The following is a 10,952-nucleotide window of genomic DNA, read 5'->3' as shown; positions in this document are numbered from 1 at the left end:
CCTTGGTGGCGAAAGTTTTGACTTTCCCCACGCCTGAGTGCTCTTCTCCCACCATGTCGGTCCGTTGGGGGAGGCACCGAAGCGGCACCGGGGTGACGACCTCCCCCGCCAGCGGGGCGAGTTCGCCCGCGATAGTGCGCAGCAGGGTGGACTTGCCGGCGCCGTTGCGGCCGACCAGGGCGATCCGCTCGGGCCCGCGCAGGTCGAGGTCGGCGGTGGCGCCGTAGGGCAGCCGGACCTTGTCCAGGGTGAGCACGGTACGGCCGGCCGGGACGGCGGTGCGCGGCAGGTCGATCCGGATCTCGGCGTCGTCCCGCACCGCCTCCTCGGCCACGTCGAGCCGCGCCCTGGCCTCCTCCAGTCGCTCGGCGTGCATGCCCTGGAGACGGCCGGCCGTCTCCTGGCCCTTGCGCTTGAGCATTCCGGCGAAGATGTGCGGGTCGTTGCGGGTGACCGAGCGCTTCTTGCCGTACGCGGCGCTGCGGTCCAGCCGGACGCGGGCCTCGGCCAAGTCCCGCTTCTGGCGCTGGACGTCGGCCTCGGCGTTGCGCAGCAGCCGCTCGGCCGTCTCCTGCTGGGCCGCGAGGGTGCGTTCGTAGTCGTCGAAGTCGCCGCCGTACCAGGTGACTTCGCCGTCCCGCAGGTCGGCGATCCGATCGACGTGCCGGAGCAGTTCGCGGTCGTGGCTGACGATCAGCATCACGCCGTTCCAGCCTGCCACCGTCTCGTAGAGCCGCTCGCGGGCGGCCCGGTCGAGGTTGTTGGTGGGCTCGTCGAGCAGCAGGACGTCGGGGCGGGCCATCAGCAGGGCGGCCAGCCGCAGCAGCACCACCTCGCCGCCGGAGAGTTCGCCGGTGGTGCGGTCGAGGCCGAGGCGGTGGAGGCCGAGCCGGTCGAGGGTGGCGCGGGCGCGCTCCTCGACGTCCCAGTCGTCGCCGATCGCGTCGAAGTGGCGCTGGTCGGTGTCGCCGGACTCGATGGCGTGCAGGGCCTCGCGGGCGCCGCGGATGCCGAGCGCCTCGTCCACCCGCAGCGTCGTGTCGAGCGTCAACCCCTGCGGCAGGTAGCCGAGTTCGCCCTCGACCCGGACGGTGCCGCCGGTGGGGGTGAGCTCGCCGGCGATCAGCCGCATCAGGGTGGACTTGCCGGCGCCGTTGAGACCGATCAGGCCGGTGCGGCCGGGGCCGACGGCGAGCTGGAAGCCGTCCAGGACGGGCTTGCCGTCGGGCCACTCGAACGAGAGCTCGGTGCAGAGGACGGCGGTGGTGGTGGGTTGGTGTGCCACAAGGGCCTCCCGGGGTGGTTGCCGAAGGGGTGGTGAGCAACACGGGGAGACACCGCGGGTGCGGAACCGGGGACGGCCGGAGGAGAACGAAGGGGTGGCGTCACGCAGAGGGGCGCCACGGGCCGTGACTGAGGTCGCACACTCGCGCACCGCGCAACGGCAGCAGGGCCTGCGCGGCGGGGGCGGTGTCCCGGGACCTCAGTAGAGCAACGGCCTTCTCCTTGTCTGGCTGATGACCCGGACCACGTTAGGCAGCCCGTACGGCACCCGCAACCGATTTACCGGCCCCGAGGTCGCGGCGGGACGCACCCCCGACGAGGTCCGGCGGGGACGCCCCCCCCGACGGAGGTCCGACGGGGAGCCGGCGGGGGCCCGGTGCCGATCCGGTGCCGATCCGGTGACGGCCCCGTCCCGGTCAGGGGCGGGTGTCAGGAGTCCCCCGGCCGCATGGCAGACTCCTCACCTGCCATGCCGGCGGCCGAAGCGGGCCGCACCCGGGGATCGGGTCGCATGGCGGTAGTCAACAGGGGGATTTGAACTCATGTCACCGATATCCCGGCCGGGCCGTGCCGTCCTGGGCGCCTCCGTCGCCGCGCTGACCATGGTGGTCGCCACCGCGTGCGGCCCCGACAACGCCGATCCGGCCGTGACCGCGGCTCCCAGCGTCGCGGCCAGCGCCGCCGGCACCCCGGGCGCGGCTCCGATCAAGCTTCCGACGCTCGAAGAGCTGAAGACCTGGAAGCTGGAGGACTGGGACAAGTGGGCCCAGGCGAACGTGATCACCCCGGCGGTCAAGGGCTACTGGACCCTGCAGAAGCTGCTGGAGGCCAAGCCGAAGCCGCTGCCCCAGCCCGCCCCGGAGGCGCCCCAGCCGCCCGCGCAGCCCACCGGCGCCGCGTCGGCCACCAGCGCGCCCACCAGCGCGCCCACCGCTGCCCAGCCGGGCGGCGGCGCGGACCAGCTGCCCGCCGTGGTCCCGGCCAAGCCCGTGGCGCACCCGTTCCCGAAGAACATGCACGTCAACGGCAAGATCTTCTTCAAGGACGGCAACGAGGACTACGTGTGCTCCGGCACCGTCGTCTCCGACCCGGCCAACCCGGGCAAGAGCAACCTGGTGTGGACCGCCAGCCACTGCCTGCACGGCGGCAAGGGCAACAAGTACTACACCGACATCACCTTCGCCCCGGCCTTCAACAGCAACGGCGTGCTGAGCAACGGCAACAAGCAGGCCAAGCTGGAGGACGCCGAGCCGTACGGCGAGTGGACCGCCACCTCCGGCATGGTCTCGCCGCAGTGGGCCGGCGAGGCCGACCCGGAGAAGGGCGGCCCGTGGAGCCAGTACGACTTCGGCATCATCAAGGTCTCCAACCCCAACCCGGGCGGCAAGTCGCTGGAGGAGACCGTCGGCGGTTCCGTCCCGCTCTGGTTCAACGCCCCGCGTGACCAGGTCGGCGCCGTCAGCAACTACGGCTTCCCCGAGGGCAAGCCCTTCGACGGCGTGGAGCTGGAGCACTGCGACGGCGGCAAGCCGTCCAAGAAGACCGGCGACCCGAGCCGCCCGGCGATGCTGCTGATCGGCTGCAACATGACCGGCGGCAGCAGCGGCGGCGGCTGGTACGCGACCAAGGACGGCAAGCCGGCGCTGGTCAGCGACACCTCCATCGGCAACGGCGCGAACACCTACGAGGCCGGTCCGTACCTGGAGGACGTGGCCCAGCACATGTTCGAGTACTTCTCGAAGAAGGCCAAGTGATCAAGGCCCGGTGATCAAGTCCGGGTGATCCGGGGGCCGCGGCAGGACAGCCGCGGCCCCCGCTTTTTTCCGTCGAGCGGGCCGCTCCTCCTACAATCGGCCCCATCATGAGCGCGACACTCGTAGTCAAGGACCTCAGCGCCGGCCACGGCGAACGCACCCTCTTCTCCGGCCTGGACCTGGTCGTCGCCCCCGGCGACGTGATCGGTCTGGTCGGCGTGAACGGCGCCGGCAAGTCGACCCTGCTGCGGCTGCTGGCCGGCCTGGACGCCCCCGAGGGCGGCTCGCTGCGGCTGAGCCCGGCGAGCGCCAACGTCGGCCACCTGCCGCAGGAGCCGGAGCGGCGCGAGGGCGAGTCGGTGCGCGACTTCCTGGCCCGCCGCACCGGTGTGGCGGCCGCGCAGGCCGCGCTGGACGAGGCCACCGAGGGCCTGGTCGAGGGCCGGGCGGGCGCCGACGACGCGTACGCCGTCGGCCTGGAGCGCTGGCTGGACCTCGGCGGCGCCGACCTGGAGGAGCGCGCCGAGGAGGTCGCCGACTCGCTCGGGCTGAAGGTCTCGCTGGACCTGCCGATGACCGCCCTGTCCGGCGGCCAGGCCGCCCGGGCCGGCCTCGCCTCGCTGCTGCTCTCCCGCTACGACGTCTTCCTGCTCGACGAGCCCACCAACGACCTCGACCTGGACGGTCTGGAGCGCCTGGAGGCCTTCGTCAAGGGCCTGCGCACGGGCACCGTGCTGATCAGCCACGACCGCGAGTTCCTGGCCCGCACCGTGACCAAGGTGCTGGAGCTGGACCTGCACCAGCAGCAGGTCAACCTGTACGGCGGCGGCTACGAGGCGTACCTGGAGGAGCGGGCGGTGGCCCGTCGGCACGCCCGCGAGGAGTACGACGAGTACGCCGACACCAAGGCCGGGCTGGAGGCCCGGGCGCGGATGCAGCGCGGCTGGATGGAGAACGGCGTGCGCAACGCCCGCCGCAAGTCCTCCGACAACGACAAGATCGGGCGCGCGATGCGCACCGAGTCCACCGAGAAGCAGGCCGCCAAGGCCCGGCAGACCCAGCGGATGATCGAGCGGCTGGACGTGGTCGACGAGCCCCGCAAGGAGTGGGAGCTGCGGATGGAGATCGCCACCGCGCCGCGCTCCGGCTCGGTGGTCGCCACCCTGCGCGGGGCGAGCGTGCGGCGCGGGGACTTCGCCTTCGGCCCGGTGGACCTGCAGATCGACTGGGCCGACCGGGTCGCCATCACCGGCGCCAACGGCGCGGGCAAGTCCACGCTGCTGGCCGCCCTGCTCGGCCGGCTGGAGCTGGACGGCGGGAGCGCCTCGCTGGGCTCCGGCGTGGTGGTCGGCGAGGTGGACCAGGCGCGTGGCCTGTTCCTGGGCGGTGAACCGCTGCTGGAGGCCTTCGCGGCCGCCGTACCGGAGCTCGCGCCGGAGGACGTGCGCACCCTGCTGGCCAAGTTCGGCCTCAAGGCGGTGCACGTGCTGCGTCAGGCCGCCACCCTCTCCCCCGGCGAGCGCACCCGGGCCGCGCTGGCGCTGCTGCAGGCCCGCGGGGTCAACCTGCTGGTGCTGGACGAGCCCACCAACCACCTGGACCTGCCGGCGATCGAGCAACTGGAGACCGCGCTGGGCTCGTACACCGGCACCCTGCTGCTGGTCACCCACGACCGGCGGATGCTGGACACGGTGTCGGTGAACCGCCGGATCGAGGTCCGGGACGGGCGGGTGCACGAGCTCTGAGCCGGCGCCGACCGGCGATTGGTCTCTACCTCCCGGTCTGTACCTATCGGTCTGTACCTCTTCCCGGAGGGGCCGTCATGTGCTGTGCTGTCCGCCATGGTTGACAGCACAGACAGCGCCGTGGCGGGGACGTCCCACCCGACCGTCCCGCTCGCCCCCATGACGGTGCCCGCCCACGAGGCCGAGGCCCGCAGCAGGTCCTTCCATGACGTGATGGCCCTGCGCCGGACCGTCCGCGACTACTCCACCCGCCCGCTCCCGGACGGGGTCGTCGAGTGGGCGATCCGGACGGCCGGCACCGCGCCCAGCGGCGCGCACGTCCAGCCGTGGCGGTTCGTGGTGATCACCGACCCGGAGCGCAAGCGGCGGCTGCGCGAGGCGGCCGAGACCGAGGAGCGCGAGTTCTACGGCCACCGGGCGTCGGAGGAGTGGCTGGCCGCCCTCGCCCCGATCGGCACCGACTGGCGCAAGCCGTTCCTGGAGGACGCGCCGGCCGTGATCGTGGTGTTCGAGGTGCACAAGGGCCCCGACTCGCCGCGCCCGTACTACACCAAGGAGTCGGTGGGGATCGCCGTCGGGCTGCTGCTGGCCACGCTGCACCAGGCCGGGCTGGCCACGCTGACCCACACCCCGAGTCCGATGAAGTTCCTCAACGAGGTGTGCGACCGCCCGGCGGAGGAGCGCGCGGCGTACGTGATCCCGGTCGGCTACCCGGCCGAGGGGGCGCGCGTGCCGGACCTGCGGCGCAAGGAGCTCGACGAGGTGATGGTCCGGCTCTGACGCGCCGGGGCGCGGGCGGGCGCGCCCGCCACCGGGGGGACATCGGATGGTGACAGGTCCCGGCCAAGGACATAATCGCCGTCATGAGCCAAGCACAGTCACGGTCCTGCGGCCTCGCCCCGCCGGTGGCGGCGGTGACCGCCGGGCGGCCGCCGGAACGGCTGCGGCTGCCCGGCGGCCTCTGGCTGCGGCGCCGCCGCAGCACCCACGCGGCCGCGCTGAACCGGGCCGTCCGCGCCAACCTGGACCACCTGCGGCCCTGGATGGAGTGGGCGGCCGAGGCCCCCTCCCGGGCCCGGACCGCCGAGCTGACCAGAGCCGGCGCGGCCGCCTGGGAGGCCGGCACCGACTTCATGTACCTGGCCGGCCTGGACGCCGAACCCGGCGGCGTGATCGGCGCCTTCGGCCTGCACGGGCGGATCGGGCCGGGCGCGCTGGAGATCGGCTACTGGGTCGCCACCGGGCACGTCGGCCGCGGCATCGCCACCGCCGCGGCCGGGGCGCTGACCGAGGCCGCGCTGGCACTGCCCGGGATCACCCGGGTGGAGATCCGCTGCGACCGGGCGAACGGCGCCAGCGCGGCCGTCCCGCGCAAGCTCGGCTACCGGCTGGACCGGGTCGCCGAGACCGCCGTCCGGGCTCCGGGCGAGACCGGACGGCAGCTGGTGTGGGTGATGGAGCGCTGACTCCCGGCGCGGCACCGACCACCGGCGCGGCACCGGCTCCCGGCCCCCGGTCGGGCACCGGCCCCCGGCGAGCACCGATCCGCCGGCACCGCCCGCGCTCGCGGCGCCCCGTCAGTAACGCTCGCCGGTCGCGGCCGGGAGCGCGTCCAGCTCGGCCAGGTCCGCCGCCGAGAGTTCGATCCCGGCCGCGCCCACGTTGTCCACCAGGTAGCGCGGCGTCCGGGTGCCCGGGATCGGGAAGACGTACCGGCCCTGCGCCAGCACCCAGGCCAGCGCCACCTGCGCGGGGCTGGCGCCGGTCCGTCCGGCGACCGCCCGGACCCTCTCGACCAGCGCCAGGTTGGCCTTCAGCGCGTCCTGCTGGAAGCGCGGCAGCCGGCGGCGGAAGTCGTCGGCGGCCAGCTCGTCGAAGGAGGTGATGCCGCCGGTCAGGAAGCCCCGGCCGAGCGGCGAGAACGGCAGGAAGGCGATGCCCTGCTCCTCGGTGTACGGCAGCACCTCGGCCAGCACGTCCCGGGTCCACAGCGACAGTTCGGACTGCACCGAGGCCACCGGGTGCACGGACTGCGCCCGCTTGATCTCCTCGACCGTCGGCTCGGAGAGCCCGATGCTCCGGGCCTTGCCGGCCGCGACGGCCTCGGCGAACGCGCCCCAGGTCTCCTCGATCGGGACGTCCGGGTCGACCCGGTGCAGCTGGTAGAGGTCGACGTGGTCGGTGCCCAGCCGGCGCAGGCTCTCGTCGATCGAGCGGCGCACGTGCTCGGGCCGGCCGTTGCGCTGCTGCTGGCCCGCACCGCCCGGCACGATGCCCACCTTGGTGGCCAGGAAGGCGCGTTCCCGGTACGGCCCGGCCAGCGCGGCGCCGACCACCTCCTCGTTGGTGTACGGGCCGTACATGTCGGCGGTGTCGATCAGGCCGACGCCGAGGTCCAGCGCCTGCCGGATCACCCGGACGGAGTTCTCGTCGTCCCGGCTCCCCATGTCGTAGGCCCAGGTCATGCCCATGCAGCCGAGGCCGATGACGCCGATCTCGGGGCCGCCGGTACCGAACGGGGCGTTGCGCATGAGGGTGCTCCCATCGTGGATTCCGCGGCTTCCGTGGCGGTGGCCGCAGCAGTGGTTCGCGTGGTGGCGCGTTCGATGCCCTCAGCTTTCACCTTGGAGTGCACTCCAGGTCAAGTCCCTTTCGAAGCCCGCCCCGTCGCCGTCTTAACCGTTCCTAAAACCTGCCCCCGGTGGGGCGTCCGGGGCCGGGAAGTGCTTGACGTGCACAGCTGGTCTAGTCCAGTTTGATGCTCAGCACCGCACTCCCCCGCACCGCACTCCCCCGCACCGCGCTCCCCACGCCCGGAACACCCCCAGGCCGCCGCCCGCCCCGTGTCTCCCCCCTCGCGGCGCGGGCGGCCCCACCACGTCCCGAGAGGCACCCCCATGCCCAGCGCGCCCCTGCACGCCCCCACGCACCGCCGCCCCGCCGGCCGGACCACCCTGCTGAGCCTCGCCGCCGCCACCGCGCTCGCCGCCGGCGGCCTGGCCGTCCTCGCCGGGAACGCCGGCGCCGCCGACGGCAACCTGCTCGCCAACGGCGGCCTGGAGAGCGGCGCGGTCGGCCCCTGGAGCTGTTCCGCCGGCACCGGTAGCGTGGTCAACTCCGGTGCGCACAGCGGGACGTACGCACTCAAGGGGGCGGTGGGCGCGAGCGACACCGCGCAGTGCGGCCAGAGCGTCGCCGTCCAGCCCAACACCAAGTACACCCTCAGCGCCTGGGTGCAGGGGCAGTACGTCTACCTCGGCGCGACCGGCAGCGGCTTCACCGACCCGGCCACCTGGACCGCCGGCGGCCCCGGCTGGCAGCAGCTGTCCACGAGTTTCACCACCGGGCCCGCCACCACCAGCGTCACCGTGTACCTGCACGGCTGGTACGGCCAGGGCGGCTACCTCGCCGACGACATCGCGCTGACCGGCCCCGGCGGCGGCAACCCGACCACCCCGCCGCCGAGTTCGACCCCGCCGGGCCCGACCGGCACCCCGACCGGCACGCCCACCGGCGGACCGACCACCCCGGCGCCGAACGTCGCGCTCCCGGTCGCCCCGTACATCGACATGGGCGCCTGGCCCACCCCCTCGATGCCCGACCTGGCCAAGGCCGGCGGCCTCAAGGGCTACACCATGGGCTTCGTCACCGGCGTCGGCTGCAAGGCCAGCTGGTTCAACGCCTACGACCCGCGCACCGCCTGGGCCAAGGACCAGGTGGACGCGCTGCGCGCGGCCGGCGGCGACGTCAAGGTCTCCTTCGGCGGCGCCGCCGGCACCGAACTCGCCGCCGCCTGCACCACGGTGGACTCGCTGTTCGCCGAGTACGACGCCGTGGTGAACGCCTACAACCTGCGCTACGTCGACTTCGACATCGAGGGCGCGGCCATCGCCGACACCGCCGCCAACGACCGCCGCTCCGCCGCGCTCGCCAAGCTCCAGCAGGCCCACCCGGGCCTCAAGGTCTCCTTCACCCTGCCCGTCCTGCCGGAGGGCCTGACCGCCGAGGGCGTCGCCATCGTCAAGTCCGCCCGGGACGCCGGGGTGGCCGTCGACGTGGTCAACATCATGGCGATGGACTACTACCGGAGCGGGACCGACTACGGCAACGCCGCCGTCCAGGCCGCGCAGTCGCTGTTCGGCCAGCTCAAGGCCCTCTACCCGGCGAGGACCGACGCCCAGCTGTGGGCCATGGTCGGCGTCACGCCGATGATCGGCGAGAACGACGACCACCAGGTCTACAACCAGGCCGACGCCCAGCAGTTGGTGGCTTTCGCCCGGCAGAACCACCTCGGGATGGTGTCCTTCTGGGACGCCACCCGGGACGCCAACGCCTGCACCGGTGGCTCGCTGTCCAAGTGCACCAACATCCCGCAGCAGCCGTACGAGTTCGCGAAGATCCTCGGCCAGTACGCGGGCTGAGCCCACGCCCGCGGCGACGGCCCCGACGGCGGACCCGGCGGCGGACCCGGCGGCGGACCCGGCGTCCGCCGCCCACCGCCCACCGCTCGCCGCCCACCGCCCACCGCTCGCCGCCCACCGCCCACCAGCGGAAATTGGCATCTCATCGTCCCGGGCCGTCCACTACAGTCCCTCCCACCTGTACGGCACGAGGGGGCGGACATGACGGTCCGGGACGACCATCACCAGCTGATCACCATCCATCCGGCGAGCGACGCCGCCGGGGCGGCGGGCCTCACCGCCGAGGAACTCGCCGCGTTCAGCCGCACCCTCGGCCGGCTGCGCGCCCTCCCCGCCCACGACCGCACCCGGCTGCACGCCGAGCGGCAGCTCGGCTCCTTCGTCATGGAGAGCCGCAAGCGCCGCCGCCAGGAGGCCCGGCAGGCCGTGCGGCAGGCCGACGCCGACCTGCTCGCCACCACCGCGACCGGCAGCCGGACCCGCCGCGAGGACGCACCGCTGGCCGCCGCGGACGGACCGGTCGGCGAGCTGCTGGTCCCGCGCAAGTGCTACGTCTGCAAGCAGGCCTACCGCTCGGTCGACGGCTTCTACCACATGCTCTGCCCGGACTGCGCGGCCGACAACACCGCCCGCCGCGCCCTGGGGACCGACCTGCGCGGGCGCCGGGCGCTGCTCACCGGCGGGCGGGTGAAGATCGGCTTCCAGCTCGCCCTGATGATGCTGCGCGACGGCGCCGAGCTGATCGTCACCAGCCGGTTCCCGCAGGACACCGTCCGCCGCTTCCGCGCCGCCGAGGGCAGCGGGCAGTGGTGGGAGCGGCTCAGCGTGGTCGGCATCGACCTGCGTGACCCGCGCCAGGTCATCGGTCTGACCGACCGGCTGCGCGCCGACGGGCGCCCGCTCGACATCCTGGTCAACAACGCCGCCCAGACCCTGCGCCGCCCGCCCGAGTCGTACGCGCCGCTGGCCGCCGGCGAGCTGGACGCCCTGCCCGCCGCCGACCGCCGGGCGATCGAGCACGCCCCCGGGTTCCGGCCGGTCGCCGGCCTCGCCCGGCTCTCCTCCGGCGCCGGGTCGTTGCTGGACCTCACCGACGAGTCCGGGCTGCTGCCCGACCTCGCGCCCGCCAACTCCTGGTCCGCCGTGCTCGGTTCGCTCGACCCGGCGGAGGTCCTGGAGACCCAGCTGGTCAACGTGCTGGCCCCGGCCCTGCTCTGCGACCGGCTGCTGCCCCTGCTGCTGGCCTCCCCGCACCCCGCCCGCTACATCGTCAACGTCACGGCGGTGGAGGGCCGGTTCGCCGTCCGCAACAAGACCGCCCGGCACCCGCACACCAACATGGCGAAGGCCGCGCTCAACATGCTCACCCGTACCAGCGCGGCCGAACTCGCCCCCCGGGGCGTGCACATGTGCGCCGTCGACACCGGGTGGATCACCGACGAGAACCCGGCCCCGAAGAAGGCCCACCTCGCCGCCCAGGGGTTCCGCACCCCGCTGGACATCGTGGACGGCGCGGCCCGGGTCTACGACCCGATCGTCCGCGGCGAGGCCGGGGACCCGGTGTCGGGGGTGTTCCTCAAGGACTACCGGGTGGCGCAGTGGTGAGGCCCGGACGGGCCGGGGCGGAAGCTCGGGTGTCGTAGTGGCCCGGGGGGGAGAGCTCCCCGAACCGTCTAGGAGGGGGGAGAGGAGAGGGGGGGGGGGCACAAGACGACCACACCCCCTATCCAGCCGTTTGTCCCCGCCCC

Annotated in this window: 8 protein-coding genes; 6 read left to right on the top strand and 2 right to left on the bottom strand. The window is 73.7% G+C overall.

The window, feature by feature from the left end; translation table 11 throughout:
* Positions 1 to 1,285, bottom strand: a 1,285-nt coding sequence (locus ACFVGO_RS17095) for an ATP-binding cassette domain-containing protein (protein WP_380632481.1), incomplete at its 3' end; no start/stop codon positions are given.
* 541 nt (positions 1,286 to 1,826) lie between these two features.
* On the opposite strand from ACFVGO_RS17095, the gene ACFVGO_RS17090 reads away from it, so the two are divergent.
* From ACFVGO_RS17090 to ACFVGO_RS17075, 4 genes are all read left to right on the top strand, one after another.
* Positions 1,827 to 3,038 carry a trypsin-like serine peptidase gene (locus ACFVGO_RS17090; protein ID WP_380632479.1) on the top strand — a complete coding sequence of 404 codons (1,212 nt, stop codon included), beginning with the start codon at positions 1,827 to 1,829 and terminating at the stop codon, positions 3,036 to 3,038.
* A 107-nt stretch (positions 3,039 to 3,145) separates the two neighbouring features.
* Positions 3,146 to 4,783 (top strand): ABC-F family ATP-binding cassette domain-containing protein, encoded by a 1,638-nt coding sequence (locus tag ACFVGO_RS17085; protein ID WP_359900061.1) that lies wholly within the window; start codon positions 3,146 to 3,148, stop codon positions 4,781 to 4,783.
* 96 nt (positions 4,784 to 4,879) lie between these two features.
* Complete coding sequence (locus ACFVGO_RS17080; protein WP_380632477.1) at positions 4,880 to 5,563, top strand: nitroreductase family protein; 684 nt, start codon at positions 4,880 to 4,882, stop codon at positions 5,561 to 5,563.
* Between the two features lie 83 nt (positions 5,564 to 5,646).
* Positions 5,647 to 6,249, top strand: coding sequence for a GNAT family protein (locus tag ACFVGO_RS17075; RefSeq protein ID WP_359900057.1), 603 nt, complete (start codon positions 5,647 to 5,649; stop codon positions 6,247 to 6,249).
* 111 nt (positions 6,250 to 6,360) lie between these two features.
* On the opposite strand, the gene ACFVGO_RS17070 is transcribed toward ACFVGO_RS17075, so the two are convergent.
* Entirely contained in the window at positions 6,361 to 7,314 is a 954-nt protein-coding gene (locus ACFVGO_RS17070; RefSeq protein WP_359900055.1) for an aldo/keto reductase, read from the bottom strand.
* Between the two features lie 366 nt (positions 7,315 to 7,680).
* Between ACFVGO_RS17070 and ACFVGO_RS17065 the strand changes: the two genes are divergently transcribed.
* The gene (locus ACFVGO_RS17065) at positions 7,681 to 9,204 is read left to right on the top strand and encodes a carbohydrate binding domain-containing protein (protein ID WP_359900053.1); all 1,524 of its coding nucleotides are present in this window, start codon (positions 7,681 to 7,683) and stop codon (positions 9,202 to 9,204) included.
* Between the two features lie 201 nt (positions 9,205 to 9,405).
* The gene (locus ACFVGO_RS17060) at positions 9,406 to 10,809 is read left to right on the top strand and encodes an SDR family NAD(P)-dependent oxidoreductase (RefSeq protein ID WP_359900051.1); all 1,404 of its coding nucleotides are present in this window, start codon (positions 9,406 to 9,408) and stop codon (positions 10,807 to 10,809) included.
* Positions 10,810 to 10,952: the final 143 nt, after the last annotated feature.

Source organism: Kitasatospora sp. NPDC057738, assembly GCF_042798815.1.
Lineage (GTDB): Bacteria > Actinomycetota > Actinomycetes > Streptomycetales > Streptomycetaceae > Kitasatospora > Kitasatospora lactacystinica.
The sequence above is the reverse complement of the archived record's forward strand: the minus strand, read 5'-3'. Positions and strand labels throughout refer to the sequence as shown.

Coding starts and splice junctions, on each gene's coding strand:
- ACFVGO_RS17090 (WP_380632479.1), top strand. CDS start 1,827: ATGTCACCGATATCCCGGCCGGGCCGTGCCGTCCTGGGCGCCTCCGTC.
- ACFVGO_RS17085 (WP_359900061.1), top strand. CDS start 3,146: ATGAGCGCGACACTCGTAGTCAAGGACCTCAGCGCCGGCCACGGCGAA.
- ACFVGO_RS17080 (WP_380632477.1), top strand. CDS start 4,880: ATGGTTGACAGCACAGACAGCGCCGTGGCGGGGACGTCCCACCCGACC.
- ACFVGO_RS17075 (WP_359900057.1), top strand. CDS start 5,647: ATGAGCCAAGCACAGTCACGGTCCTGCGGCCTCGCCCCGCCGGTGGCG.
- ACFVGO_RS17070 (WP_359900055.1), bottom strand. CDS start 7,314: ATGCGCAACGCCCCGTTCGGTACCGGCGGCCCCGAGATCGGCGTCATC.
- ACFVGO_RS17065 (WP_359900053.1), top strand. CDS start 7,681: ATGCCCAGCGCGCCCCTGCACGCCCCCACGCACCGCCGCCCCGCCGGC.
- ACFVGO_RS17060 (WP_359900051.1), top strand. CDS start 9,406: ATGACGGTCCGGGACGACCATCACCAGCTGATCACCATCCATCCGGCG.